General features: G+C 63.7%; 28 protein-coding genes. 16 read left to right on the top strand and 12 right to left on the bottom strand.

Going from position 1 to position 26709, the window contains the following annotated elements; genetic code table 11:
* Positions 1-151: 151 nt before the first annotated feature.
* Both HG549_RS10300 and HG549_RS10295 read left to right on the top strand, forming a co-directional pair.
* On the top strand, positions 152-490 hold the full coding sequence (locus HG549_RS10300) for a hypothetical protein (RefSeq protein ID WP_170029390.1): 339 nt from the start codon (positions 152-154) through the stop codon (positions 488-490).
* A gap of 108 nt (positions 491-598) precedes the next feature.
* Positions 599-2032 carry a PLP-dependent aminotransferase family protein gene (locus HG549_RS10295; RefSeq protein ID WP_170029389.1) on the top strand — a complete coding sequence of 478 codons (1434 nt, stop codon included), beginning with the start codon at positions 599-601 and terminating at the stop codon, positions 2030-2032.
* Here the strand turns inward: HG549_RS10295 and HG549_RS10290 are convergent.
* Complete coding sequence (locus HG549_RS10290; RefSeq protein ID WP_170029388.1) at positions 2025-3221, bottom strand: cyanate transporter; 1197 nt, start codon at positions 3219-3221, stop codon at positions 2025-2027. The genes HG549_RS10295 and HG549_RS10290 overlap by 8 nt on opposite strands.
* Complete coding sequence (locus HG549_RS10285) at positions 3218-3676, bottom strand: nucleoside deaminase (protein WP_170029387.1); 459 nt, start codon at positions 3674-3676, stop codon at positions 3218-3220. The genes HG549_RS10290 and HG549_RS10285 overlap by 4 nt, the downstream gene beginning before the upstream one ends.
* 195 nt (positions 3677-3871) lie before the next feature.
* Here HG549_RS10285 and HG549_RS10280 point away from each other — a divergent pair, with 195 nt between their 5' ends.
* Positions 3872-4309: a carboxymuconolactone decarboxylase family protein gene (locus HG549_RS10280; RefSeq protein WP_170029386.1), complete on the top strand. Its 438-nt coding sequence runs from the start codon at positions 3872-3874 to the stop codon at positions 4307-4309.
* 130 nt (positions 4310-4439) lie between these two features.
* Here the strand turns inward: HG549_RS10280 and HG549_RS10275 are convergent, their stop codons facing one another.
* Positions 4440-5450, bottom strand: coding sequence for an AraC family transcriptional regulator (locus tag HG549_RS10275; RefSeq protein ID WP_170029385.1), 1011 nt, complete (start codon positions 5448-5450; stop codon positions 4440-4442).
* Positions 5451-5618: 168 nt separating this feature from the next.
* On the opposite strand from HG549_RS10275, the gene HG549_RS10270 reads away from it, so the two are divergent.
* The 3 genes from HG549_RS10270 to HG549_RS10260 are packed head-to-tail and all read left to right on the top strand — an operon-like array spanning position 5619 to position 8259.
* A complete protein-coding gene (locus HG549_RS10270) occupies positions 5619-6803 on the top strand; it encodes an acetyl-CoA C-acyltransferase family protein (protein WP_170029384.1) in 1185 nt (394 codons plus the stop codon).
* A gap of 13 nt (positions 6804-6816) precedes the next feature.
* Positions 6817-7665 carry a 3-hydroxybutyryl-CoA dehydrogenase gene (locus HG549_RS10265; RefSeq protein ID WP_170029383.1) on the top strand — a complete coding sequence of 283 codons (849 nt, stop codon included), beginning with the start codon at positions 6817-6819 and terminating at the stop codon, positions 7663-7665.
* A 12-nt stretch (positions 7666-7677) separates the two neighbouring features.
* Positions 7678-8259, top strand: a complete 582-nt coding sequence (locus HG549_RS10260) for a TetR/AcrR family transcriptional regulator (RefSeq protein WP_170029382.1) — start codon at positions 7678-7680, stop codon at positions 8257-8259.
* 110 nt (positions 8260-8369) lie between these two features.
* Here HG549_RS10260 and HG549_RS10255 read toward each other — a convergent pair whose 3' ends face one another.
* Genes HG549_RS10255 through HG549_RS10235 form a run of 5 tightly spaced genes read right to left on the bottom strand, consistent with a single transcriptional unit; the run spans position 8370 to position 14868 of the window.
* On the bottom strand, positions 8370-8747 hold the full coding sequence (locus HG549_RS10255) for a response regulator (protein ID WP_170029381.1): 378 nt from the start codon (positions 8745-8747) through the stop codon (positions 8370-8372).
* A gap of 43 nt (positions 8748-8790) precedes the next feature.
* Positions 8791-10017, bottom strand: coding sequence for a hybrid sensor histidine kinase/response regulator (locus tag HG549_RS10250; protein ID WP_170029380.1), 1227 nt, complete (start codon positions 10015-10017; stop codon positions 8791-8793).
* Positions 10011-10586: a chemotaxis protein CheB gene (locus HG549_RS10245; RefSeq protein ID WP_170029379.1), complete on the bottom strand. Its 576-nt coding sequence runs from the start codon at positions 10584-10586 to the stop codon at positions 10011-10013. The genes HG549_RS10250 and HG549_RS10245 overlap by 7 nt, the downstream gene beginning before the upstream one ends.
* The gene (locus HG549_RS10240) at positions 10583-11404 is read right to left on the bottom strand and encodes a protein-glutamate O-methyltransferase CheR (RefSeq protein ID WP_170029378.1); all 822 of its coding nucleotides are present in this window, start codon (positions 11402-11404) and stop codon (positions 10583-10585) included. Before HG549_RS10240 ends, HG549_RS10245 begins: the two co-directional genes overlap by 4 nt.
* Positions 11401-14868 (bottom strand): response regulator, encoded by a 3468-nt coding sequence (locus HG549_RS10235; RefSeq protein WP_170029377.1) that lies wholly within the window; start codon positions 14866-14868, stop codon positions 11401-11403. The genes HG549_RS10240 and HG549_RS10235 overlap by 4 nt, the downstream gene beginning before the upstream one ends.
* 248 nt (positions 14869-15116) lie before the next feature.
* Between HG549_RS10235 and HG549_RS10230 the strand changes: the two genes are divergently transcribed.
* Positions 15117-15467, top strand: coding sequence for a response regulator (locus HG549_RS10230; RefSeq protein WP_170029376.1), 351 nt, complete (start codon positions 15117-15119; stop codon positions 15465-15467).
* Between the two features lie 70 nt (positions 15468-15537).
* Here the strand turns inward: HG549_RS10230 and cobF are convergent, their stop codons facing one another.
* Both cobF and HG549_RS10220 read right to left on the bottom strand, forming a co-directional pair.
* Positions 15538-16287: a precorrin-6A synthase (deacetylating) gene (cobF, locus tag HG549_RS10225; RefSeq protein WP_170029375.1), complete on the bottom strand. Its 750-nt coding sequence runs from the start codon at positions 16285-16287 to the stop codon at positions 15538-15540.
* Positions 16288-16354: 67 nt separating this feature from the next.
* Positions 16355-17644: an OprD family porin gene (locus tag HG549_RS10220; RefSeq protein WP_170029374.1), complete on the bottom strand. Its 1290-nt coding sequence runs from the start codon at positions 17642-17644 to the stop codon at positions 16355-16357.
* Positions 17645-18004: 360 nt separating this feature from the next.
* Between HG549_RS10220 and HG549_RS10215 the strand changes: the two genes are divergently transcribed.
* The 3 genes from HG549_RS10215 to HG549_RS10205 all read left to right on the top strand — a co-directional run bounded on the left by HG549_RS10215 (position 18005) and on the right by HG549_RS10205 (position 19455).
* Entirely contained in the window at positions 18005-18364 is a 360-nt protein-coding gene (locus HG549_RS10215; protein ID WP_170034136.1) for a histone-like nucleoid-structuring protein, MvaT/MvaU family, read from the top strand.
* A gap of 225 nt (positions 18365-18589) precedes the next feature.
* The gene (gene gloA / locus HG549_RS10210; protein WP_170029373.1) at positions 18590-19117 is read left to right on the top strand and encodes a lactoylglutathione lyase; all 528 of its coding nucleotides are present in this window, start codon (positions 18590-18592) and stop codon (positions 19115-19117) included.
* A 95-nt stretch (positions 19118-19212) separates the two neighbouring features.
* Complete coding sequence (locus HG549_RS10205) at positions 19213-19455, top strand: hypothetical protein (RefSeq protein WP_170029372.1); 243 nt, start codon at positions 19213-19215, stop codon at positions 19453-19455.
* 64 nt (positions 19456-19519) lie between these two features.
* On the opposite strand, the gene HG549_RS10200 is transcribed toward HG549_RS10205, so the two are convergent.
* Positions 19520-20341, bottom strand: coding sequence for a shikimate 5-dehydrogenase (locus HG549_RS10200; RefSeq protein ID WP_170029371.1), 822 nt, complete (start codon positions 20339-20341; stop codon positions 19520-19522).
* 162 nt (positions 20342-20503) lie between these two features.
* On the opposite strand from HG549_RS10200, the gene HG549_RS10195 reads away from it, so the two are divergent.
* The 3 genes from HG549_RS10195 (at position 20504) to HG549_RS10185 (ending at position 22127) form a co-directional block, all read left to right on the top strand.
* Positions 20504-20839: a hypothetical protein gene (locus tag HG549_RS10195; RefSeq protein ID WP_170029370.1), complete on the top strand. Its 336-nt coding sequence runs from the start codon at positions 20504-20506 to the stop codon at positions 20837-20839.
* A 93-nt stretch (positions 20840-20932) separates the two neighbouring features.
* Positions 20933-21115, top strand: a complete 183-nt coding sequence (locus HG549_RS10190; RefSeq protein WP_170029369.1) for a hypothetical protein — start codon at positions 20933-20935, stop codon at positions 21113-21115.
* Positions 21116-21308: 193 nt separating this feature from the next.
* Complete coding sequence (locus HG549_RS10185; protein WP_170034134.1) at positions 21309-22127, top strand: LexA family transcriptional regulator; 819 nt, start codon at positions 21309-21311, stop codon at positions 22125-22127.
* Positions 22128-22164: 37 nt separating this feature from the next.
* On the opposite strand, the gene HG549_RS10180 is transcribed toward HG549_RS10185, so the two are convergent.
* The gene (locus HG549_RS10180; RefSeq protein ID WP_170029368.1) at positions 22165-22476 is read right to left on the bottom strand and encodes a DUF1654 domain-containing protein; all 312 of its coding nucleotides are present in this window, start codon (positions 22474-22476) and stop codon (positions 22165-22167) included.
* Between the two features lie 248 nt (positions 22477-22724).
* Between HG549_RS10180 and HG549_RS10175 the strand changes: the two genes are divergently transcribed.
* The 3 genes from HG549_RS10175 (at position 22725) to HG549_RS10165 (ending at position 26607) form a co-directional block, all read left to right on the top strand.
* Positions 22725-23399 carry a polysaccharide lyase family 7 protein gene (locus tag HG549_RS10175; protein ID WP_170029367.1) on the top strand — a complete coding sequence of 225 codons (675 nt, stop codon included), beginning with the start codon at positions 22725-22727 and terminating at the stop codon, positions 23397-23399.
* Positions 23400-23568: 169 nt separating this feature from the next.
* Positions 23569-25263 carry a DUF2599 domain-containing protein gene (locus tag HG549_RS10170; RefSeq protein ID WP_170029366.1) on the top strand — a complete coding sequence of 565 codons (1695 nt, stop codon included), beginning with the start codon at positions 23569-23571 and terminating at the stop codon, positions 25261-25263.
* 105 nt (positions 25264-25368) lie between these two features.
* On the top strand, positions 25369-26607 hold the full coding sequence (locus HG549_RS10165; RefSeq protein ID WP_170029365.1) for a DUF2599 domain-containing protein: 1239 nt from the start codon (positions 25369-25371) through the stop codon (positions 26605-26607).
* The last annotated feature ends 102 nt before the right edge of the window (positions 26608-26709 follow it).

The raw sequence follows: 26709 nt of genomic DNA, 5'->3' as shown, positions 1-26709 counted from the left end.
TTCCCTACTGCTCCTGGCCAGCCAGGGTGGCGTCTGTCACGCGCAGTAATTTCCTACGCGGCGCTCGGAAGCGTCTTACTTGTTGCCCCTGGCCGAGGAAAACATGATCGGCACTGGATGACGCAAGGTCGCGATCCAGAGGAGGCTCCGCATGCACCTGTACGCCCGCTCCACCGCCGAATTGCGCAGCACCCTGCGCGAACTGCTGGCCCACGACATCAACAACCCGGATGACGACCCGCACCTGTCGGGGGTGATGTTCTTCTGCGCCACGGATGAACGCTCCCGGCAACTGATCGAACGAATCGAGTTGCTGGCCAGCGAAGTGTTCTTCGACGCGCACGGGCGAGCCATTGCCCAGCACATGAAGGCGGCGGCAGTGGACGGTGTATGCATCAAGCGCAACCGCAAGGCGCCGGCCGACGAAACGGTGATACGCATAGGGTTGGCGGACAAAGGCTACATCACGGTGAGCACCGCCCGCTTCTGACCACACGTCTATCTCTTGCCCTTGCAGGAGCAGCCTTTCGCGACACAAGGCCGCTCCTGCAGCTCGCCTTCCGCTATCCTGAGCGCTTCCCCCGCTCCGGACCCGCCCATGGAACTGCACATTCGCCTGCAAGGCCGCAAAGGCCTGGCCGACCAGCTCTACCAGCAATTGCGTGCCGGCATCGACAGCGGCCACCTGGCTGCCGGCACCCAACTGCCGCCAAGCCGCCTGCTGGCCGAGCAACTCGGCGTGTCACGCAAGACCGTGGCCGAAGCCTACTCGCGCCTGACCTATGACAATCTGTTGAGCGGCGTGGTTGGCCGTGGCACCTTCATCAGCCCACGTCAGCCGCTGCGCAGCAGTGAATCATCCGCCATCCCTCTCGCCGGTGCCGCCTCGCTCGAACGCTGGCAGCAGCGCGCCACCGTGCTTGGCCGACGTCAGCTGCAATCACCCTCACGCTATGACTTCATCGGCGGGGCTTCGACCAAGGCGCAATTCCCCTTCGACCAATGGCGCAGTTGCCTCAACTACGCCCTGCGCCGCAGCCAGCGCCATCCCGAGCGGCACTTCCCGGCCCAGGGCCTGCCCGAGCTGCGCGAGGCCATCGCCCACCACATCGCCTACGCCCGAGGCGTGCACTGCAGCGCCGCCGACCTGCTGGTATGCAACGGTGCCCAGCAGGCGCTCGACCTGATCACCCGGGTGCTGGTCGAGCCAGGTTGCCAGGTGGCCATGGAGGACCCTGGCTACCCACCCGCACGGCAACTGTTCATGGCCTTGGGCGCGCGCCTGCAGTCAGTACCGGTGGATGACCAAGGCCTGTGCGTGGAACAGATCGCCGACGGCACCCGGCTGATCTATGTAACGCCTTCGCACCAGTTCCCACTGGGCATGCCGATGAGCGAGCCACGTCGGCACGCCCTGCTGGCGCGGGCCGCCGAGCTGGGCGCGTTGATCATCGAAGACGATTACGACTGCGAGTTCCGCTACCACGGGCCGGCGGCAGATGCACTGCAGCGCCTCGACCGCCATGGCCTGGTGGCCTATGTGGGGACGTTTTCCAAGACCCTGCTGCCGGAACTGCGGCTGGGTTATGCGGTGCTTCCGCCGGCGGTGCTGCAAGCCGCCTGCGTGGCCAAGCACCTCAGTGACTGGCACAGCCCGACCCTGCTGCAATGGGCGCTGGCGCGGTTCTTGGCCGAAGGCCACCTGAACAAGCACATCCGCCGCTGCCACGATATCTACAGCGCCCGTCGCGAACGCATCCTGGCGCGCCTGGGCGGCGACCTGGCCCCCTGGTTCAGCGCCATCCCCGCCAGCGCCGGCTTCCACCTCAGCGCCCTGGCCCGGCCTGGGGTGGATGTCGAGTTGCTGACCAACCTGGCACGCAAGGTGGAGGTCGGCCTGTACTCGCTGGCGCCGTTCTTCAGCGAGACAACGGTGCGTCCCGGGCTGCTGCTGGGCTTCGGCGCCATCGAACTGCTGGATATCGACCCGGCGCTGGACCGGGTGCGCGACACCCTGCAGCGCCTCAGTTGACCGGCGCGGCCTTGCCGGCAGCCAGCGGGCGGGCGATGGCCGCGGCATAGCCGCGCGGGTTGAAGCAGGCGGTCACCAGCAGCATCGCCAGCACGGTCACGCTCAGCAGCGTCCACGACGCCTGGAAGCCACCGCTCACATCCCGCAACCAACCGGTGATGTACGGCACGATAGCGGTGATGATGAAACCGATTCCCTGCACGAAGGCCGCCAGGCTGCCCGCCTCGGCCGGGGTCTGCAGATGTTCGAGGGTCAAGGTCAGGCTCTGGCTGAAACAGGCGCCCAGGCCAAAGCCGATCAAGGCCACCCACAGCCCCGCAGCCAGCGTCGGCACCAGCAGCAGGCCGAGGAAACCCACCAGCTGGATCGCCAGCGCCAGCCACAGGCCGGGGCGGCGATCTGCCCAGCGCCGCAACAGCAGCGGCAGGCCCAGTGCCCCAGCCACCTGGAACAGGGTCATCAGGCCCACCAGGTCTGCACCGCCCTGGGCGCTGCCGCCGTGCTCGATGTGATAGGCCGGCAACCAGGCGACCATGCTGGTATAGCCGCCGTTGATCAGGCCGAAGTACAGCGCCAGCAACCAGGCCCGGCGCGTACCGAACCAGTGCCCGCCCGCAGTACCGGCCTGCGTCGGGAGGGGCTGGCGCGGCCGCAGCATGGCCCAGGCCAGCAACGCCAGCAGCGCCGGCGCTGCCCACAGGCCCAGGCCGACCTGCCAGCGGCCGAAGTAGCCACTGACATGCGGCCCGAGCACGGCGGCCAGGCCGCCACCGCTCATCAGCGCCGCCGAATACAGGCCCATCGCCGCTGCCAGGCGGCCGGGGAACCAGCGGTTGACCAACCCTGGCATCATGCCCTGCACCAGCGCTACCCCCAGGCCGGCCAGCAGTGCACTGGCGATCAGCGCCCAGGCACTGTGCAGTTGCAGGCGCCACAGGCAGGCCAGGGCGATCGCCGCCAGCCCGGCGAGCATGCCGCCATGCTCGCTGACCCCGCGCCGCAACCATGGTTGCAGCAGCGGCACCAGGCCCATGCACAGCACCGGCACTGCCGTCAGCAAGGCGGCCTGCTGATAGCCCAGGCCGATGCTGGCGCGCATGGCTTCGAGCAACGGGCCGATACTGGTCAGGATCGGCCTCAGGTTGACTGCCAGCAAGATCACCAGCAACAGGTTCAACGCCGTCCTCATTGCGCGTTGGCCTGCTGCCATTCCAGGTACAGGCCGGCTTCGCCGCTGGGCTTCAGCGCACGCAGCGGCAGGCTCTGCTGTTGCGGCGGGCGGGCCATCTGCGCGTAGACCGCCGCGGTGGACAAGCCGAAGGGTTCGCCCTCGGTGTTGTCGTAGGCAAACCAGGCGCGCTCGATGCCACACAGGTGCATGGCCGCCAGGCACATCGGGCACGGATGGCCGCTGGCGTAGATTTCGGCACCCGCCAGGCGCGCCTGGCCCAACGCATGGCTGGCTTTGCGGATGGCCTGGATCTCGGCGTGGGCGGTAGGGTCCTGGGTGCTGTGGATCTCGTTGACCGCGCGCGCCAGCACCTGGCCCTGGTACACCAGCACGGCGCCGAAGGGCCGGCCACCGGCGCGGATGTTGGCCCGGGCCAGGTCGAGGGCTTCACGCATGAATTGTTCTGCGGACATGAATAATTTCTCCTGTAACGACACCCGGTCATTATCCCGGCCCGCACGCTGGGGCAGAAATGAAGAGATTGGATGCCTGTCAGTGGCCAGCCGAATGGCCGATTGGCCTCCCGCTTATGTGCGTGATTGGCTATCGGGGCGGCGCAGGGCCGACGCTACAGTAGCGCCATCCCCCACACACCCTTGGAGATAGCCATGCACAACCGTATCGAATGGGCCAAGCACGCCCCTGAGGCCTACCAGGCGATGGTCGGCCTGGAACAGGCCCTGGCCAGGAGTGGCCTGGAGAATTCGCTGCTGGAACTGGTGCGCCTGCGGGCTTCGCAAATCAACGGCTGCGCCTACTGCGTCAACCTGCACGCCAACGATGCGCGCAAGGCCGGTGAGACCGAAGCCCGCCTGCAGACCTTGTGCGTCTGGCAGGAAACCGCCTACTTCACCCCACGCGAACGCGCTGCGCTGGCCTGGGTCGAAAGCCTGACCCGGCTGCCCGAGCACGGTGCGCCGCAGGCACATTATGAAGCCTTGCAGGAGCACTTCGAGCCGGCCGAGGTGGCCAACCTGACCTTGGCGATTGCCACCATCAATGCCTGGAACCGCTTTGGCGTCGGCTTTGCCATGGTGCCGGCCTGATCATTCGAGCCGCTGCCAGTGCCGGCCTCGTCGCGGGTGAAGCCGCTCCCACAGGGAGTTCATGGCATTCGAAAGTTGCGCCGTACCTGTGGGAGCCAGCTTGCCGGCGATTGGCCGGTGCAGGTAAATGCTATCGCCCGGCCAACCGCGCCCGGTAGCTGCCAGGGCTCTGCCCGGTCCACTTCTTGAACGCCCGGTGAAACGCACTGGGTTCCTGGAAGCCCGCCTGCTCGGCGATCTCGGCAATGCTCAACACCCCTTCGCGCAAGCGCTCGAAGGCCATTGCCCGGCGCACTTCGTCCTTGATCTGCTGGTAGGAGCGGCCTTCCCGCTCCAGCTGGCGGCGAAACGTGCTGGCACTGACCCCCTGCTGCTGCGCCAGTGCCGCCAGCGTCGGCCATTGCCCATAGCGCCGCGCCCGCAGGTGCCGGTACACCTCGGCCACCAGCCCGTTCTGGTTGCGGAAGCGAATCACCAGCCCCTGTGGCGCGCTGCGCAGGAAGGTTTTCAGGGCGGCCAGGTCCTGCACCACCGGCAGGCGCAGGTAGCCGCTGTCGAACTCCACTTCGGTACGCCCGCTACCCAGGCGCAGGTCCGGCCCCCACAACAACAGGTCGTCCTCTTGCGCCGGGCGCGACACCGCCAGCTCGGTGCGGTCGATGGCGATCCGCCGCCCGGCCAGCCAGCACAGCATGCCGATCATCAGTACCAGGTAGGTTTCCTCGGCATACACCCGGGTCAGCGGGTCGGCAATGGTCGAGTGCACGCTGATCACGGCCCGCCCGCCACGCACCGTCAGGCTGCCGCGCAAGTCACGCAGGAACAGGCCGAAACCGGCCATGCACTGGCGCAAGGCTTTTTCCAGGTTGGGCTCGAGGATCAGGCCCCGGCAGATCAGCGCGAAGCTACCCTGCGGCATGCCATGGCTGTCGAGGCGGAAGAACTCGTCATCCAGGCGTTGGATCAGCGCCAGCCACAGCTGGGCGAAGGCCTTGGCCGGCACGCGGGCCTGGGGCTGCGCGAGCAGTTGCGGGTCGATGCCCACCGCGCGCAGTTGCGCATCGCGTTCTTCGGGGCAGTCGCGCAGGGCGTGGAGCATGGCATTGAGGAAGTACACGGCGACCGAATCGCTATCGCGCATGGCGGTTTTCGCTGTCTATGCTGAGTGGCAAAAAGTGCCAGGTTGTTTGAACAGTTCCGGCATAGGCTGCAACAGAGCCTTTGCCTAGACTCGGTCCTACTCCGGGATCGCCGGCCATTCTCGCAGAGCCTGGCCCGGTCCCGCCATGCCTTCGCAATCGGAGCCCCTATGAGCAGCGCAGAAATCTACGTCGTCAGTGCCGTCCGTTCAGCCATCGGTGGCTTTGGCGGTTCCCTCAAGGACCTGCCGCTGGCTGATCTGGCCAGCGCCATCACCCGTGCCGCCATCGAGCGCTCGGGGCTTGCCGCCGAGCAGGTCGGCCACCTGGTGATGGGCACGGTGATCCCCACCGAGCCACGCGATGCCTACCTGGCCCGGGTCGCGGCGATGAACGCCGGCATCCCCAAGGAAACCCCCGCCTTCAACGTCAACCGCCTGTGCGGCTCCGGCTTGCAGGCGATCGTCTCGGCGGCCCAGTGCCTGCTGCTCGGCGACACCGAGGTGGCCGTGGCGGCCGGCGCCGAATCCATGAGCCGTGGCCCGTACCTGCTGCCACAGGCACGCTGGGGTGCGCGCATGGGTGACCTGCAAGGTATCGACTACACCGTCGGCGTGCTGCAGGACCCGTTCGAGCACTTCCACATGGGGATCACTGCCGAGAACGTCTCGGCCAAACACGGCATTACCCGCGAGATGCAGGACGAACTGGCCCTGACCAGCCAGCGCCGCGCCGCCCGCGCCATCGCCGAAGGCCGTTTCGCCAGCCAGATCGTTCCGCTGGAGCTGAAAACCCGCAAGGGCAGCGTGCAGTTCAGTGTCGATGAACATGTGCGTGGCGAAGTGACCGCCGAGCAGCTGGCCGGGATGAAGCCGGTCTTCAAGAAAGACGGTACCGTCACCGCCGGCAACGCCAGCGGCATCAACGATGGCGCTGGCGGCCTGGTGCTGGCCACGGGTGACGCGGTGCGCCGCCTGGGCCTGAAGCCGCTGGCACGCCTGGTCGGCTACGCCCATGCCGGCGTCGAGCCGGAGCTGATGGGCCTGGGCCCGATCCCGGCCACCCGCAAGGTACTGGAAAAGACCGGCCTGAAGGTGCAGGACCTGGACGTGATCGAGTCCAACGAAGCGTTTGCCGCCCAGGCCTGCGCCGTGGCCCGCGAACTGGGCTTCGACCCGGAAAAGGTCAACCCCAACGGCTCGGGCATCTCGCTTGGCCACCCGGTGGGCGCCACCGGCGCGATCATTGCCACCAAGGCCATCCATGAACTGCAGCGCATCCAGGGCCGCTACGCCCTGGCCACCATGTGCATCGGCGGTGGCCAAGGCATCGCTGTGGTCTTCGAGCGCGTCTGAGGGAGGCTGACCGATGAACATTGAACAAATCGCCGTGATTGGCGCCGGCACCATGGGCAACGGCATTGCCCAGGTGTGTGCAGTCGCCGGCTACCAGGTGTTGCTGGTGGATGTTTCCGACGCGGCGCTGGAGCGCGGCGTGGCCACCTTGAGCAAGAACCTCGAGCGCCAGGTCAGCAAGGGCAGCCTCGATGCGGACAAGGCTGCGGCGGCGAAAACGCGGATCCGCACCAGCACCGACTACAGCCAGCTCAACGGTGCGCAACTGGTGATCGAGGCGGCCAGCGAAAACCTGCAACTCAAGCAGCGTATCCTGCAGCAGGTTGCGGCCAACGTCGCCGCCGAGTGCATCATCGCCACCAACACCTCATCGCTGTCGGTCACCCAGCTGGCTGCCAGCATCGAGCACCCCGAGCGTTTCATCGGCGTGCATTTCTTCAACCCGGTGCCGATGATGGCACTGGTCGAGATCATCCGCGGCCTGCAGACCAGCGACAGCACCTATGCCCAGGCACTGGTGGTGACCGAAAAGGTCGGCAAGACGCCGATCACCGCCGGCAACCGCCCGGGCTTCGTGGTCAACCGCATTCTGGTGCCGATGATCAACGAAGCGATCTTCGTGCGTCAGGAAGGCCTGGCCAGTGCCGAGGACATCGACACCAGCATGCGCCTGGGCTGCAACCAGCCGATCGGCCCGCTGGCGCTGGCCGACCTGATCGGCCTGGACACGCTGCTGGCGATCATGGAGGCCTTCCATGAAGGCTTCAACGATAGCAAGTACCGCCCTGCCCCGCTGCTCAAGGAAATGGTCGCGGCCGGTTGGCTGGGGCGCAAGAGCGGCCGCGGTTTCTTCACCTACTGAGGAGCGAACGCCATGCCCCCGGTCAATGCCGCGATGCGCTGTGCCAATTTCGAGGAGCGACGTGAGCGGGCCATGGCGCTGTTTGCCGAAAAGGGCTTTGGCCAGGTCAGCATGCGCGAGCTGGCGGCCCATGTAGGCCTGACGGCCGGCTCGCTGTACCACCACTTCCCCAGCAAGCAGGACCTGTTGTACGACCTGATCGAAGAGTTGTACGAGGAGTTGCAGGCCACCCTGGACCAGGGCCGCCGGGCCATGGCCCGTGGCGCGTCGGCGTTGAGCTGCCTGATTGCAGCACACTGGCAGTTGCATGCCGAGCGGCCGATGCAGTTTCGCCTGGCGGAGCGCGACTTGTGTTGCCTGAGCGACGACCAGCAGGCACGCCTGGCCTTGTTGCGCAAGCGCTATGAGGCGGGGTTGCTGCGCTTGATCGCACCGCAGGCGAAGCTGCAGGGGGAAGCGCTGGTGGCTACCGCGCATGTGCTGGCGACACTGCTGAACCAGTTGCCGGGGCTGTTGAAGGCGTTGCCCGAGGAACAAGGGCTGGGCTTGATGGAAAGCATGCTGGTGGGTGGCCTGGAGCGGACACTGCGCTAGCCTGTTACGGCCCTTTCGCGGGTAAACCCGCTCCCACAGGAACTGTGCAAGTCTCAAGGTTTGCACAGTTCCTGTGGGAGCGGGTTTACCCGCGAAAGGGCCAGTGCAGGCTAGCGCAGAAGCGACTGGATCTGCTCGTGCAGGGTATCCAGGTCGAACGGCTTGGCCAGGATCGGCGCCTTGCGCGTGATCGGGCTGCCGGATTCAAGAATCTCGGCCGGGTAGCCGCTGATGAAAATCACCTTCAGGTCCGGCCGCAACTTGACCGCCGGCTCGGCAATTTCCACGCCGGATATCCCGCCGGGCAGGCGGTAGTCCGTCACCATCAGGTCCAGGTGCGGTTTGCTGGCCAGAATCGCGAATGCCTGCTCGCCATCCTCGGCCACCAGTACGTGGTAGCCCTCGCCTGCCAGGTAATCCCGCAGGATCATGCGAATCGCCGGCTCATCCTCGACGACCAGCACCACATCTTGTGCATCTTCACTCATGTCAACGCCTTGAAATGCTTGCAACAGCCATCAGACCCCAGGCTCATGCAGAGGTTGCCCGCGCCTGGTCGTTTTGTTGTTCGCAGGCTGCCAGCGGCAACTGCAGGGTGAACGTGGCACCCTTGCCCTCTTCGCTGTCGAGCAGGATACGCCCGCCATGGGCCTGGACGATCTGCTCCGATATGTACAGCCCCAGGCCCAGGCCACCACTGGCCTGCTGGGTAGCCACCCGCTCGAACTGCTGGAAAATGCGCTGCTGGTTGGCCGCGCCAATGCCGATGCCGTGGTCCTGCACCTGTACGCAGGCCAGGCCATCTTCCTCGAACACGCGCACCTGCACCGGTTTGCGCTCACCGTAGCGCAAGGCATTGGACAGCAGGTTGGCCAGCACCTGCTCGATGCGAAACTCGTCCCATTCACCGTGCAGCGGCTCGCAGCGTTGCAGTTCGATGTGGGTATCCAGGGCACTGGCCTGGGCCGCAAAGTTCTCCACCAGGCCACGCACCAGCTGGCCCAGGTCGAACGCCTTGGGCCGCAGCGACAGTTTGCCGGTACGAATGCGCGATACATCGAGCATGTCCTCGACCAGGCGGATCAGGCTGTTGATCTGCCGCTCGTCGCGCTCGACCATGGCCTGCAGCTTGTCGCTGCTGAACGCGGCAAGGTTGCCGCGCGACAGGTGCAGCTTGCGCAGCTGGGTTTCGAGGATCAGCCCGTTGAGCGGGGTGCGCACCTCATGCGACACGATCGACATGAAGTCATCGCGCATGCGCACGGCATGCTCCAGCTCGGCCCGCGCGGTCTGCAACTGCGCCAGCAGCATTTCCTGCTCCTGGCGGCTGCGTTCCAGCGCCTGCAACTGGCGGTCGAGCACCTTGCGCTGGCGGTACAGGTCGACGAACACCGACACCTTGCTCTTCACCGCCAGGGTGTCGAGCGGTTTGTGCAGGAAGTCCACCGCACCGCTTTCATAGCCCTTGAAGGCGTAGTTCATCTCACGCCCGGCGGCAGTGACGAAGACGATGGGGATGTTGCGGGTCTTTTCCGTACCGCGCATCAGCTCGGCCAGCTCGAAGCCGTTCATGCCGGGCATCTGCACATCGAGGATGGCCAGGGCGAACTCATGTTCGAGCAACAGCGACAACGCGACTTCGGCAGACTGGGCCTGGTGCACCTCGCGATCTTCGCCCTGGATCAAGGCGTCGAGGGCCAGCAGGTTTTCCGGCAGGTCATCGACGATCAGCAGTTTGGCGGTGGTGTGGCTTAGCATGCGCTGGATTCCAGGGCAGCGAGCAACTGCTCGATACCACTCAAAGTAAGGATATGGTCGGGCTGGTGCAGGGCCAGGGCAGCCTCCGGCATCAGCGCAACCTGTGCATCGCGAGGGTCCTGGACGATGGTCCGGCCCCCGCTGTTCTTGATATAGGCAAGCCCTGCGGCACCATCTTCATTGGCACCGGTGAGCAGCACGCCAAGCAGGCCGGCACCGTAGGCGTCGGCGGCTGACATGAACAGGAAGTCGATTGCCGGTCGGGAGAAATGCACCGGCGGCTCCTGGCTGAGCGACAAGGTGAAATCGCGTTCCACCGACAGGTGATAACCCGGCCCGGCCACATAGATCTGCCCAGGCCGCAGCAGCTGCTTGTCGCGCGCCTCGCACACTGGCCGATGCAGACGGCGTTGCAGCACTTCGGCCAGCTGGCTGTGGCGGTCATCCGGCAGGTGCAGCACACAGACCACCGGCAGGGCAAAGCCGGCCGGCAACGCGCCGAGCACCTTGAACAGGGCCGTCACCCCGCCTGCCGAGGCGCCGATCACCACCGCGTGCACGCCGTTCATGATTTACGGTAGATCCGTTCGGGCTTGACCAGCGGCTCGAAGCGCTCGGCATAGGCGGAAAAATCCACCGACTCCTTGCTGCCCAACACCAGGAAGCCGCGGTGGCACAGCGACTCGTGGAACAGCCCCAGGGCGCGGTCCTGCAGTACCTTGTCGAAGTAGATCAGGACGTTGCGGCACGACACCAGCTGGGTTTCGGAAAACACGCTGTCGGTGGCCAGGCTATGGTCGGCGAAGGTTACGTTTTCGCGCAGCGAGCTGTCCATGATGGCATTGCCGTAGGCCGCCGTGTAGTAGTCGGAAAAGTCCCGCCGGCCACCGGCCAGGCGGTAGTTTTCAGCGTATTCGTACATGCTCTGCATCGAGTAGATGCCCTGCTTGGCCTTGTCCAGCGAATGCGGGTTGATGTCGGTGGCGTAGATGATGGTGCGCTCCAGCAACCCTTCCTCGCGCAGCAGGATGGCCATCGAATAGACCTCCTCGCCGGTACTGCAGCCGGCAATCCAGACCTTGATCGACGGCCAGGTGCGCAGCAGCGGCACCACCTCGTTGCGCAGCGCCAGGAAGTGCTCCGGGTCGCGGAACATCTCGCTGACCGGGATCGTCAGGTACTGCAGCAACTGCATGAACATGCCGGGGTCGTGCAGCACTCGCTCCTGCAGTGCCGATACCGTCAGGCAATCGAACTGGCGCAGCGCATGCAGGATCCGGCGCTTGATCGAAGCGCCGGAATAGTTGCGGAAATCGTAGCTGTACTTGAGGTAGATGGCCTCGATCAGCAAGCGGATTTCGATGTCGGTGTTACGTTCGCTAGTCAAATTCGCTCCAGTTGCGGCAGCCAGACACGGATCAGCGAGAACAGACGGTCCAGGTCGATCGGTTTGGCCAGGTAATCGTTGGCGCCAGCCTGCAGGCAACGCTGCTGGTCATCCTTCATCGCCTTGGCGGTCACGGCGATGATCGGCAACTTGCGCCACCGCGCTTGCTGGCGGATCAGGCGGGTGGCCTCGAAGCCATCCATTTCCGGCATCATCACGTCCATCAGCACCAGGTCGATGTCATCATGCTGTTCCAGGCGCTCGATGGCTTCACGCCCGTTGCGACCGATCTCGACGATCGCGCCCTTGTGTTCCAGCGCGCTGGTGAGGGCAAAGATGTTGCGCACGTCGTCGTCCACCAGCAACACCTTGCGGCCCTCGAACACCTTGTCGCGGCTGCGCGCAGTCTTGAGCATGCGCTGGCGTTCGTTGGACAACTGCGACTCGACCTTGTGCAGAAACAGCGTCACTTCGTCGAGCAGGCGTTCCGGCGAGCGCGCACCCTTGATGATGATCGAGCGCGAATACTTGAGCAGGTCGGCTTCCTCTTCACGGGTCAGGTTGCGCCCGGTGTACACGATCACCGGCGGGAAGGCGCGGATGTCCTCGGCGGTCATGCGCTTGAGCAGCTCGTTGCCGAGCATGTCCGGCAGCTTGAGGTCGATGATCATGCAGTCGTAGATGTTCTCGCGCAGCAGCGCCAGGGCATCCTTGGCCATGGCCACAGCGGTGATCTCGACATCCTCATCGCCGATCAGCCGGGCAATGCTTTCGCGCTGCAGGTCGTCGTCTTCCACCAGCAGGATGTGCTTGAGCTTCTGGGTCAGCTTGGCTTCCAGGCGAGCGAACACTTCCTTGAGTTCCTCGCGGCTGGTGGGCTTGACCGCATAGCCGACGGCGCCCATGTGCATGGCCGCCTCGACCCGGTCTTCCACGGAAATGATATGCACCGGGATGTGCCGGGTACTGGCCTGCTCCTTCAGGCGTTGCAGCACGGTGAGGCCGGAATGGTCGGGCAGGCGCATGTCCAGCAGGATGGCATCGGGAATGTACTGCATGGCCAGCTCGAAGCCCTCGTCGGCGCCCTGCGCGACCAGGCAGCTGTAACCCAGCTCGTGGGCCAGGTCGAACAGGATCCGGGCGAAGTTCGGTTCATCCTCGATCACCAGGATGCAGCGGTTGGCGAACGGCGCGCGCTCGCGGTCGTCGGCAAACGCCGGGGCCGGGCGTTGTGGCTTGGTCGCCACGGGTGTCGGCGCAGCCGGTGGCAAGGCATCGACCGCCGGGCGCAGGGCGAGCGGTTCGGCGGTCTGTGCCTCACGCTCGTAGCGCTCCGGCAGGATCAGGCTGAACACGCTGCCCTGGCCGAGGCTGCTGTCGACGCTGATCTGCCCTCCCAGCAAATGCGCCAGGTCGCGGGAAATCGACAGCCCCAGGCCGGTGCCGCCATAACGCCGGTTGCTGGTGCCATCGACCTGATGGAAGGCACCGAAGATTGCCTGCTGCTGGTCGGCGGCAATACCGATGCCGCTATCCCGCACGGCAAAGATGATGCCGCTGTCGGGCTGGTAGCCGATGTTCAGGCTGACCTGGCCGCGCTCGGTGAACTTGATCGCGTTGGACAGCAGGTTCTTGAGGATCTGCTCCAGGCGCTGGCGGTCGGTGAACAGGGTGGCCGGCACCTGGGCGTCGGTGGTCACCTCGAAGGCCAGGCCCTTGTGCGCGGCCAACGGCTCGAACATGCCGCGCAGGCCTTCGACCAGGCGCTCCAACTGGGTGGTTTCCGGGCGCACTTCCAGCTTGCCGGCCTCGACCTTGGCGATGTCGAGGATGTCGTTGATCAGGTTGAGCAAGTCGTTGCCGGCCGAGTAGATGGATTCGGCGAACTTGACCTGTTCCTCGCTGAGGTTGCCTGCGACGTTCTCGGCCAGCAGCTTGGCCAGGATCAGCGAACTGTTCAGCGGTGTGCGCAGCTCGTGGGACATGTTGGCGAGGAACTCGGACTTGTACTTGCTCGAACGCTGCAACTCTTCGGCGCGCGCCTGCAGTTGTTCCTGGGCGTGGAGCAGTTCATCGTTCTTGCGGTCCAGCGCCTCGGTGCGCTCGGACAACTGCTCGTTGGTCTGCTCCAGCTCCGCCTGCTGGGTTTCCAGGTGGGCCTGGGACTCCTTGAGCACGCGGGATTGTTCCTCCAGCTCTTCGTTGGCGGTTTTCAGCTCTTCCTGCTGCACCTGCAGCTCTTCGTTCAGTTGCTGGGTTTCGGCCAGCACTTCCTGCAGGCGCTGGCGGTAGCGGGCGCTGTCGATCGAGATACCGATGTTGCCACCAAGCCGTTGCAGCAGTTCCTCGTCACGTGGGAGCAATGGCCGCAGGAAGCCCAGCTCGAGTACGCCATTGACCTGCGAGCCCTCGCCAGCCGGCATCAGCACTGCGCTGAGCGGCAAGCCCCGGCCCAGGCCGGAGCTGAGGTGGAAATAGCCTTCTGGCAAGTTGTCCAGGCGCAGCAGGCGCCCCTCGCGCACGGCCTGGGCCAGCAAACCTTCGTGATCGCCCAGCACCTGCTCGCGGGCCTGTTCTTCGGCATCCAGGCCGTAACAGGCCACCCGCACCAGGTGGCCATGCTCGTCGCGCACGTACATGGCCCCGACCACGCTGCCCAGGTAGCCAGCAAAAAAGCGCAGGATATTGTCACCCAGCATGGACAGGGTCAGCTGGCCCAGTACCTGCTCGGCCAGCTGGGTCTGGCCGTTGCGCAGCCAGGCCTGGTGCTCCAGGTGCTCGGTGGCGCGTTGCTGGGCGTGCAGGTTGGCATCGTAGCTGGCCGACAGCGCCAGCAGGTCACGCCGCCCCAGGTAGGCGAGCAAGGCGCTCAGGCCGACGATGAACAACACGAACGACAGCATGACCGTCACCGTGACACTGCTGACCCGCTCGTTACGGGCCATGCGCAGCTGCTGCTCGGCACTGATCAGGGCATCGAACTCTTTGCGGATCTCATCGGTCAGGCGCTTGCCGCGACCACTGCCGATCGTCGCGCGGTAGTCGCCCTGGCTGCGGCGCTGGGCAATCAGTTCGCTGCCAAAGGCGTTCCAGGCCTGTTGCAAGGCGATCAAGCGGTCAATGCGCTCGACCTGCTGCGGGTTGTCCTCGACCATGCTGCGCAGGCCCTGCAGGCTGCCGAAAATACGCGGTTTGGCCACCTCATAAGGATCGAGAAAAGTCTCGTCGCCGGTGATCAGGAAGCCGCGCATACCGGTCTCCATGTCGATCGACAGCTTGACCGTCTCGTTGGCATTGCCGATGACCCGGTCGGTGTGCTCGACCCACTGCATGGCCGAAAGCAGGTAGTTGATCACCACGACAAAGGCCAAGGCCCCCAACAGGCCCACCCCCAAAGGGAGGCCGACGTTGCGGGTCAACAACTTGCGGAAGCTGCGCTGGTCCATCGAGGCTGCTTGAATCATGTGAAAACGCCCGAGCAAGAAAAGTCCATGAAGAGTGTGGCCGATCAATCGTTGTTGTTATCTGCCACTGCACCGTCCTGTTAAGCGAGTCTAACCAGCTTTAGCGGGTCTGGCAGGGCATTTAGCCAGTATTTGAAGGTGGTGTGCGCCAATCGTTCCATCTGATTGCATGGACCGGTATCCTCGGGAACTTCTGCTGCCACCCGGTGCACAGATTAAAGACATTCCATTTGTACAGGATCAGAACCATGCACCTTCTGGTAGTCGAAGACGACGACATCGTCCGCATGCTGATGGTCGAAGTGCTCGACGAGTCAGGCTATAAGGTCATTCAGGCGGAAAACGCCAGCGCGGCGCTGCGCATCCTCGAAAACCCGGACCAGCCGCTGGCGCTGATGATGACCGACGTGGGGCTGCCGGACATGCGCGGCGAGGCGTTGGCGGCCAAGGCGCGCGAACTGCGGCCGACGCTGCCGGTGTTGTTCGCCAGCGGCTATGCCGAAAGCGTCGATGTACCAGAAGGCATGTACCTGATCAGCAAGCCGTTCAGCATCGACCAGTTGCGCGATCAGGTGATGGCCATCGTGGGCCCGGCTTGAGGTGAGCGCACCCGGCGTTGCAGGCTTGCGCGCAGGCCGCATGGTCTCCAGCTGATGCGGTAGCCGTACCTCACAACTCCCTGCGCAACAGGTAGGTATCCATGATCCAGCCCTTGCGCCCGCGCTGCCGTTCGCGCACCTCGAGGATCTGTGCCTTCACCGCCTGCAACGGCCCGGCAATCAGCACTTCATCTTCGGTCCCCAGATACGCGCCCCAGTAGATCACCAATGCCGGGTCATCGAGCTGGGCAAATGCGCACTGGCCATCGAGCATCACCACCACATTGTCGACACGCCCCTGCGTCGCCAGGCATCGCCCTGGCAGCACCGTCAGCGGTTCACCAATGCGGTTGAGCGGCACCTGGTGACGCGCAGCCAGGGCCTGCACGCTGCTGATGCCGGGAATTACCCGCAGGCGCAGCGCTACGCCGCGCTCGCGGACCAGGTCGAGAATGCGCAAGGTACTGTCATACAAGCCCGGCTCACCCCACAGCAGGAAGGCGCCCACCTCCCCGGCGCCGAGCTCCTGGTCGATCAGTTGCGCGTACAGGGCCGCACGCTGGCGGTGCCAATGCTGTACCGCACCCAGGTAGCCATCGGCGTGCACCGCGCGCGCAGGGTCGGCCACCTGCACCAGGCGGTAGCCCCCCTCGGGCCGGTAACGTTGCAGGATGGCCTTGCGCAGTTGCACCAGCTCATCCTTGTCGCGGCCCTTGTCGAGCACGAAGAACACGCTGGCCTGGCGCAACGCATCGACCGCCTCATAGGTGATCTGACGCGGATCGCCGGGGCCGATGCCGATCAACAACAGGTCTTTCATTGCCCTGCCCTTTGCGTGGACCAGCAGCCATTGTCAGGCGGCTGCCGGTATTTGGCAAAGCAAGCGATCAGAACAGCGAGAAGTTGTAGCTGACGATAACCCGAGTCTCGTCCATGTCACGCGCCCAACGTTCATAGTTGCTGCGGTAAGTGGAATTGCGCAGGCGTACGCTGACATCCTTGAACGTGCCAGTTTGCACCTGGTACTTGAGTTCGCTGTCGCGTTCCCATTCCTTGCCTTCGGCCATACTGCCCGGCACCTTGATACTGTCGCCATTGATGTAACGGGTGAAGAAGGTCAGGCCGGGCACACCCAGGGCTTTGAAGTCATAGTCATAACGCACCTGCCAGGAGCGTTCCTGGGCGGCGGCGAAATCGTTGACCTGGGCATAGTTGACCAGGTATGGGTTGCTGCCATCCAGGTACGGCATGGCGCTGTCGCCATACATACGCTGCCAGCCGGCACTGAGCTTGTGGCCGCCCAGGCTGTAGCCGAGCATGCCGCTGAACGCGCGGTGGTCGATTTCGCCCGCGCGCGCATTGCCGATGTCGTCACTCTTGATCACCCGCAGGTCGGCCGACAGGCTGCCCACCGCCAGCGGCTGGCTGGCCACCAGGCCGAGGAAATGCTGGCGGTAGATGTTGTCCAGCCTGGCCACCTGGTACTGGGCACTGAGCCGCTCGTTAAAACGGTAATCGACACCGGCCAGGTCGAAGTGGTCGGCTTCGATATCACAGGCATAACGCTTGTTCTTGCAATGCACGCGAATATCCTGGCGGTCAGTGGAATCGCGCGCGGTGTACTGGTTCAGGCGTGCCAGGGTGAACTTCAGGTCGCGCAACTCTTCGGAAGTCAGCATGGCGCCATGGAACATGGTCGGCAGCAGACGACCGTCGTTGTATTTGAGCAGCGGCACATCCGGCATCATCGACCCGTACTTGAGTACGGTATTGGACAGCTTGGCCTTGGCGGCCAGGCCCAACTTCGCGTACTGGTCGGCCGAGTGCCGCGGGTCGTGGCCAGAAGACGGCAACAGGCCGCTGTTACTGTCCGCCGGGCTGGAATCCAGTTTGAAACCGAACATGCCCAGTGCATCCACGCCAAACCCTATCGGCCCTTGGCTAAAACCGGACTGCACATTGAGGATGAAGCCTTGTGCCCATTCTTCGCGCTTGGACGCACCCTGGCTGGAACTGCTGTGGCCGTCACGAAAGTCTCGGTTGAAATAGACATTGCGTGCTTCAACCTTGGCACTGCTGTCTTCAAGAAAACCAGCGGCTTGGGCATTGGCACCGGCACACAACAGGAACAGGCCGGCAACACGACGCCCGGGGGCGCGGGGAAAAGGGGCAAACATGCGGGGAAACATCCAGAATCAAGGCGAGTAAATAACCGGTGGCACAGGCTGGCCACGGTATAGCGGCGCGGCCGAAGAATACCCGGCCATCATCAGAAATGATCGCGCAACCGCTCTACAACGCACCATTGGACCATGGTCTAAGCGCCGGACAGGGCCACCGTGAAGAAAAAGCCAAATAACGCACGGGGCACCGGGAAAGTTCCCCGCTTACTTCAAAAAAAGTTAGCAGTTTACCCGGTACCCGTGAATGACTACACTCGATATCAGCGAACAACAGAACCTACCCGTGTGGCCGGCGTTTTTATTTCTTCAATGTTCGTCACGCCCTGCCACCGCCGACGTACAGGAGTGATTACAGTGTCCAGACTTGCAGAGTTTCGTGCTGCCGAAAAAGCGCTCCAGGAACAGATGGCGCAACTGGAAGCGTTGAAAAAGGATGCCGGCCTCAAACGCGAAATCGAATTCGAGCAGAAACTAGTCGGCCTGATGAAAAGCTATGACAAGAGCCTGCGCGATATCATCGCCATCCTCGACCCGAAGGCCGCGCCCCGGGCGCCCAGTGCCGCGCCCAAACAACAACGCCGCCCACGCGTCGTGAAGGTTTACACCAACCCGCACACCGGCGAGCGAATCGAAACCAAAGGCGGTAATCACCGTGGCCTCAAGGCCTGGAAAGAGCAGTACGGAGCCGCCACGGTAGAAAGCTGGGTACGCTGATGAAACGTCCACGCAGACTTCACACTTTTTTCACAACGGCTGGCTCAGTATCGAGACAGCTAAAGGACTAGCGACCCCATCACGCGCCCGCACATGCGGGCCTCTAATTCCAGCGCCCTGCCTTGTGCAGGGCGCTTTCATTTGCGCAATCGGCGCACTGCCGTATCATGGCCAGCCTGTCTGTTTTGCCGGTGCCCTGCGCCCGGCCTTGCCTCAGGAGTTCCCATGAGCCTGCACGATCTGCAAACCCTGCCTGGCGTCACCGCCCAACCGGACGCTGCCACTGCTCAGTTCGTCTTCAACCACACCATGCTACGGGTCAAGGACATCGAAAAGTCCCTGGACTTCTACACCCGCGTGCTGGGCTTCCGCCTGGTGGACAAGCGCGACTTCCCCGAAGCGGCCTTCAGCCTGTACTTCCTGGCCTTGGTCGACCCGGCGCAGATCCCGGCCGATGACGCCGAACGCCACCAGTGGATGAAGTCGATCCCCGGCGTGCTGGAGCTGACCCACAACCACGGTACCGAGAACGATGCCGCGTTCGCCTACCACAACGGCAACACCGACCCGCGCGGTTTTGGCCATATCTGCGTTTCGGTACCGGACGTGCGCGCCGCCTGTGCGCGCTTCGAGGCCCTGGGCGTAGCGTTCCAGAAACGCCTGCAGGATGGCCGCATGAACCACCTGGCCTTCATCAAGGACCCGGACGGTTACTGGGTCGAAGTCATCCAGCCGAGCGAACTCAAGGGCTGAGTTCCTCGCGCTGCGCTCGTCGGGCCGGGAACTCCTGGCCCCTTGCTGTGGTATATGGAGGTAACTGCTTCACATGCCACAGCGAGGTAAGGACGATGCAATCTCTTCACTGTGAATACCGCCAGCACACCATCACCGCCAGCGTGATGCCACACCCCGACTCTCCCCTGCCCTATGCCGCCGGATGCCGGATTACCGACCCAGAAGGGCATACCAGCAAGCGCATGGCGATGCCGATGAAGTTCTTCTCCGACCTGGAGAATGCACAACATGTGTCGCTGGCCCATGGCCGGGCGCTGGTCGACCAGCAACTGGATGAAGGGCACAAGGTGTTCTGATCCTGGTTGGTGCTGTCTTGGCCCTTTCGCCGGCTTACCCGCGAAGGGGCCAGGACAGGCGCAATCAGATATCCCGGGCGTAAGCCACCGCCGCCTCCACCTGCGCCGGCGTCGGTCGCACACCGGTGTACAGCACGAACTGCTCCAGCGCCTGCAGCGCAATCACCTCCAGCCCGGTGATTACCGGTTTACCCAGCGCCTGCGCGCGCCGGATCAATGGTGTCTGCGCCGGCATCGCCACCACGTCGAACACCCGCTCGGCCGCAGCGATGGCGTTTTCGGAAAACGCCAGCTGCTCGGCTTGCGCACCACCTGCCATGCCGATTGGCGTCACGTTGATCAACATCGGTGGGCACAGGTCCTCCAGCTCAGCCACCCAGCGATAGCCACAGACATCCGCCAACTGCCGCCCGGCCTGCTCGTTGCGCGCAACGATGATGCCCTCGGCAAACCCGGCATCGCGCAGCGCACTGGCAACGGCTTTGGCCATGCCACCGCTGCCGCGCAGGGCAAACGCCGTGCGCGGGTCGACCTGGTGCTGCGCCAGCAACTGGCGTACCGCCAGGTAGTCGGTGTTGTACGCCTTCAGATGGCCGTTGGTATTGACCAGGGTATTGACTGACTCGATGGCCGCCGCGGAGGGGTCGACCTCGTCGACCAACGCCATGCAGGCCTCCTTGTACGGCATCGATACGCCGCAGCCGCGGATGCCCAGGGCGCGGATGCCCGCCACTGCTGCCGGCAGGTCATCGGTGCGCATGGCCTTGTAGTAGAAATCCAGGCCCAGCTGCTGGTACAGGTGATTATGGAAGCGCACCCCGAAGGTACCGGGGCGGCCGGCCAGGGAGATGCACAACACGGTATCTCTGCTGGGACTTGTCGACATAACCTGCTCCTTTGTCATAACTGAAACGTTTGTGCAGCGTAACAGAGGCAACCACTGGTCGTCCCTTACACAACCTTTACCGTTTCCCTGTGCTCAGCCGAGCAAGAGTGGGGTCATAGTTAACAGGACCCCACGCTCGGGGTGTCCTTGCGAGGTTGCTTTATGAACCGCCACATTCCTTCAGTCGCCCTGCTGGTCGGTGCCCTGGCCATCAGCGGGCCCGCTGCCGCCCATGGTGGCCATGGCGGCGGTGGTTGGTATGGCCCGGGCCCGCTGCTAGGTGCCGCCGTGGTTGGCGCGGTGGTCGGGGCAACCGTTTATGGCGGGCGCGAGCGTACCGTGTATGTCGAGCGCCAGCCGGTCTACTACGCACCGCCGCCGGTGTACATGCAACCGCCACCACCACCGGTGTACTACCAACCGTACTATGCGCCACCGCCGGGCTACCGCAGCTACTACGGCCCGCCACCGGTGTATTACGGCCCGCCACGCTGGTGAGGGTTGATAGAACTAATGACCACTATCGAGGAAGTTGATTTCAAAGCGCCTCGGCTGCTGCGTATGGTGAAGCCATGTTTACAGGAGGTCCCCATGGCCACTATTCAGATCATGTCCGTTGTCGGCAGTGCCGTCCCCGCTGCGTTGCGTGAACAAGGCCTGCTGGCCTGCTGGTACCTGGTGCGCAACGGCGAAGCCGTTAGTGGCCCGATGCCGAGCCGGGCCTCGGCCCAGGCGCTGATCGAACAGCTGCAACCAGGCACCCTGGTCGCCTGACCCGTATTTGTTGTGCGTTGCTCCCTACGCCTTTCTGGCCCGCCTATTGGCGGGTCTTTTTTTTCCATCGACGCAGGCCGGCTGGCTGTTGTTGCAGGCCTGAATCGGTTTAGCCTGGCGCTAGCCACGGCAGAGAAAATATTTACCTTCAAACCTATTTAGCAACGAGCTAAACACTGGCATGCTTCGCCTCATGGACATCTACGAAATCCGCAAGCACAACCTGGTCAAGCTGATCGGCAACCAGAGAAAAGGCTCCTGTGCAGAACGCTGGGGCATGGCCCCTGCACACCTCAGCCAGATCCTCTCGAACAAGACAGCGAAAAACCTGGGTGATGACGTGGCGCGCAGAATCGAAGGTATCGAGGGCTTGCCCCGCGGGTGGTTCGACACCATGGCGGCAGTTGAGCAGGTACAGGCCGACCTTGCCGACAGCAGGCTGTCCGCAGCTGAGCTGGTCAAGCAGATGCTGGCCAGAAGCGGCAAAGGCATTCCCGAAGAAACCCGGCAACGGCTGCTGGCTGCTGCGGAGGAACCGGTAAAGGCCACGCTGGTCAAGGCTGACCTGGCTCAGCCCGGCCTGGTGGGTGACGAGGTATGGATCGCCCACTATGACGTGCGGGCGGCCATGGGCGGCGGGCAGGTCCCCCACGACTACCCGGAGATGTTCAAGGACGTCCGCGTCAGCCCAAGCCACCTGCGCGAGCTGGGCGTGGAATTCAGCGACCATCACCACCTGAAGATGGTGACCGGCTGGGGCCAGTCGATGGAGCCGACCATCAGGCACCGCGACCCGCTGATCGTGGACGTCAGCATCCGTGAGTTCGTCGGCGATGGCATCTACCTGTTCTGCTGGGGTGACCACCTCTATATCAAGCGGCTGCAGATCGCCGATGAAGAGCATTTCGAAATGATTTCCGACAACTCGCGCCACAAGGACCGCATGGTCCGTCAAGAGGAAACCTACATCCAGGCCAGGGTGCTGCTGGTGTGGAATGCGCACCTGGTATGACGCCAAGCCCGCCTCCTGGCGGGCTTTTTTCTGCAACTCAGAACGGTGCAGCCTCACCCGCCTGCTGCTCTACGGCAAGATCGTCGCGCGCCCCCACGCTGCTACGCGCCCAACGCAGCGTGACACTGTCGTCATCGTTGAAGGCAAGGTCCAACTCAGGCGTTTCGGCCAGCAGGCCCAGCACTTCCTGCCACTCAGCCTCACCATCCGTATCCAGGCGATGGACCACAACCCAACGCTGGGTCTGGGCCAGCGGGTGGTTGATCATCGCTGACACCCGCAGGCTAAGCCGCTCTAACCCGGTCATTTGCTGGCGCTGCTGCAGCGTCGGTTTCATGTGCTTGGACATAGGCTCACTCCAATACCTGTATTTTTGTACAGTATCCGGGTAAAGCATAGCCCACTGCAAAAACCAGCGTAAAGCCCGTTTCCAGGAAAAACCTGACCTGGAGAAGATTTGCCGACGAGCGAAATTAATTTAGCCAAAAGCTATTGACATGAATTTAGCGCACGGCTAATTTTTTTACCGACAGCGGCGCAATAGTCGCTGCCAGCCCCATGGGCACAACCCGTTATCGATTATCAAGGAGTACCTCCATGAGCGTAGACATCAGCAATCTCATCCTTTCCGTTCCGGTGGCCGAATCCTCCACCAGCCTGGTCGCCGACGAGCTCACCGGCAGCGAAGCAATCGCCCAGTATCCAGAATATGTATCCGTGCTGGCCGACGGTTCGGTGCAGCTGTCTGCCCCAACCAAAGGCGCGTCGAGCAAAAGCACCCACCGGACGCGCTGCGAGTGGTCGGAGCCAACCTACTGGACGCTGGCCGGTGCGCCAAACCACTGGAATCGTCAAGTGATGACCCTGACCAAGGTCAACTGGGCGCAGAAGGTGGTCGTGGCGCAGATGCACGTGTACGGCGACGACAGCCCGCCGGTAAAGGTGTTCTGGAGAAAAGGCGATATCACCCTGGGGTTCCGGCAGACCTACAACCAGACCGATCCGGTGAACTCGACAGTGCTCAGGGGCGTACCACTGGGGGCGAAGTTTTCCGTGAGCATCCACGCCACCGCCCAGGGCACCGTCAACGTCACTGCCAGTTGCAACGGGGTGACCGGCAGCTCCGGCGACCTGCCGTTCGACAGCAGCTGGGCGGCGCACCAGTTCGAGTTCCATGGCGGCGTCTACAACCAGGTCGATTACACCGATACGACGCCAGCCGATGATGGCTCGATCTGCATCATCAGCGATCTGTCACTGGTCCATGCCTGAACTTGGCTAGCCGAAAGACGTCCCGATGCCCTGTGCCTGGCGCAGGCAGCACGGGACGTTCTGCGATGAGGTCGGCGTTGTCTGGCAAGCGCATTTGACCGCAAAGAGCCGGCTAACTACGCTGCGGCTACAAGCGTGAACCATTTTTGTGCGACAAGGAGTGTCGGCAATGTACCCGCATGTTCGTTCCCTATTTCTCATCGCCTGTGCCCTGCCCTTCACCCTTAGTGCGCTGGCCGCCCAGGCGCCGCTCGATCCGCAGGAAACCGTCAAGCGCATCAACCGCAACTACAACACCATCAATAACCATTGCCAGGAAGCCGACACCGGCGCCGCACGCGGCCACTACTACTGCAGCGGTGTGACCTTGCGCATGGTCAATGACGGGCCGTTCAACCCCTGGGACTACAGCCCCTATGCGGTCAAGATCGGCGCCACCTCCTATAGCTGGCTGCGCAAGGACCTGAGCACGCGCATTCTCATCCACCCGGCCGGTTTCATCCTGCGCCTGCCCACCGACGCGGTGGCCTTGAAACTGCCGGTGAAGGAGCAGGGTTGGACCTGCATCTACGCCTTCGACGGCGGCACCGGGCCAGAACGCAAATGGTACGGCTGCGGCTTCTTCGACAACCGCGAACCGCCGCGCGCCGCCCAGGGCACCCTGACCAACCGTAATGCCGCGCTGGCCTATGGCACCTGCGCGGAAGCCGGGGTCGCCACCGCCGAGCAGTGGGCACAGAAATACACCGGCGTGTTGAAGGGCCCCATCCAGTACAACCAGTGCTCCTGGAACGCGGAAAAACCGAGTGACTGGAACGCCATGATCAAGGTCCACGAATCGCGCCTGAACCCCACCCGCAAGGACCCCTTCGCCTACAGCGCCCAAGTTACCGAGTTCATGCTCAAGAATGCTTCGGCGAGCAACGATGGCAGCGAGAACATGCAGCACATCGACGCCTTCATCTACAACGTCAACAGCACGCAGAACTTCGCCACCCGCGGTGACGTGGCACCGCCAAAACCGGAAAATGGCCTGAACAGTGCGCGCAACTTCCAGAAGAAACTCCAGGCGCAGGGCTACAGTGTGCCGATCCTGCGGCTGGACTTCAGCAAACCGCCAGAGCAACGCTTCAGCTATGTCGCCGCCGACCAGGCAATCGACCTGTCCGCCGCCGGTGACGGGCAACCGGCGCCAGTGCCAGCCGCGCCGCGCTATATCGCCGCGACCAGCTGGGCCGAGCGCTTCGATCCCGGCAGCAAGAAGAACGAATGGACACTCAACGTCATCCCCACTGCCGAGGGCAAGGCGATCCAGGCCAGCGACCAGGACAGGTTGTACCGGGAATTGTTCGAACTGCGCGGCGCGGACAGCCAGTGGCGCGACAATGAAAAGTCCCCAGGCAGCATGCGCCAGCAACTGGCCTGCCTGGTGCGTAACTACCCGGCCAAGACCGAGTGGAACCTGGAGCCGTTCCGCCCTGCCGTCCCCCCCGAGGCAGCGGCCAAGGCCGGTTGCAATCCTGTGCCAGCGCAAGCGCCCAGTTACATCGCTTCTGCCGATTGGATCAAGCGCTACGACCCCGGCACGCGCCGGCAGGAATGGACCCTGAGCGTGATACCGACCCCGGCGGGGCGCGCCTTGCCCGATGCGCAAGTCGGCGCGCTGTACGACCAGCTGTTCACCCTCAGAGGTGCCGACGGCCAATGGCGCGAGAATGAGACTTCTGCCGGGAGCATGCGCCAGCAATTGAGCTGCGTGCTGGTCAACTACCGGGGCAAGACGCCCTGGAACCTGGAGCCGTTCCGGCCAAGGCTATCCGACAGCGAAACCCGCGCCGCAGGTTGCAACCCGGTCCCGCGCTGACCACTCGACCGTTTGACTGTTCACCTGGCAAGCAAGGAGGTGCAGCCGTACCCGAATGAAGTTGGACCGCAGGTTGTTTTTTGGCTAATCAGGGAGATACAAGCCATGCAAAAACGTTTGAACAGGATTGTCCCGCTACTGACCTTGCCGTTGTTTCTGCACATCACGTCGGCCAACGCCGAGTCCTGCGAAGAGACCCTGAGGCAGGTGGAAAGCCTCTACAACAAAACCGTCGACAGCTGCGGCAACGACCCAGCATCCGACTGTTCCGGCCTGTTGATCAGGGGTACCCACCGCGCCGACCCGGCGAAGGGCCAGCAATGGGACGTATGGAACCCAAGCCCCAAGGCGCGGGAGCTGGGGACCTTTGCCGCCTCCTGGATGCGTGCCGACGGCATCAGCTATGAAGACCCGGGCATGAGCACGCAGAACGGCTACATCATCAAGCCGATCGACCTGGTGCGCGCCCCCGAGACGCCGGTGCATGTGTACTGTGCCTTCCCCAACGACGCCTGGACCGATTTCCGTGATGACCGGGGCTGCGGCAATAACCGCAATACCAGCCAGACCGAGGCCGTTTGCCAGGCCATGGCCCCGCCCATCACCAACGCCAGTGCCTGGGTCGCCCATTTCACCCGGTTCAACAACGACCGCCTGCAGGACCAGCTGCAATGTGGCTTCAACATGCGCAACCCGATGAGCAGCCAGGACCGGGTCAATGCGTTCCGCAACTTCATGGGCGCCCGACGTGTCATCAACACCCGGGAGTTCCAGACCCAGACCGAGCTGCGCCTGGGCAACCCGAAAGATGATGAATTGCCGATCCTGGCGTTTTTCTACAGTGATCAGCGCGGCCTGAACGATGCCCTGGCCAACCAGCGCGACTACAAGAACAAGACCGGCAAGGACCGCAACATCGTCAAGATCAACTTCCCGCGCACGCCCAACGGCAAGGCCAGCTTCTCCTGCACCCAGGCAGCGCCGCTGCCCACGCAGCGGTTCTGCGACAGGTACATTGAGTCCAGCACCTGGGTGCAGCGGCCGGATCCGAAACTGGGGCCGGACACCTGGTCGCTGCAGGTCGTGCCCACCGCGTGCGGCCGGGCGATCAAGGACGACCAGACCGACCGGATGTTCGCCGAGCTGTACAACAAGCACAAGGACGATGCGCAATGGCGGCGCTACAGCGTCAACGGTGGCTCGCTACGTCGCCAGCTGGTGTGCCACCTGGCAGCAAGCTATGACAACAAACCGGTCAGGGACAAACCTGAATGGAACCTTGAGCCGGCGCGCCCGTACGTCGACCAGGCCACGGCCGTAGCGCAGTACTGCAACCCGTATTGAACCGCTGGCCCGGACCTGCCGGTACTGACCGCTATCGGCGGGTTCCAGGCCTTGGTTTTCATGGCATGCGCCAGCTTGACGAGCATGCCCCTAGGGGGTTGG

The organism is Pseudomonas sp. SK (assembly GCF_012975065.1).
Taxonomy (GTDB): domain Bacteria; phylum Pseudomonadota; class Gammaproteobacteria; order Pseudomonadales; family Pseudomonadaceae; genus Aquipseudomonas; species Aquipseudomonas anuradhapurensis.
The sequence above is the reverse complement of the archived record's forward strand: the minus strand, read 5'-3'. Positions and strand labels throughout refer to the sequence as shown.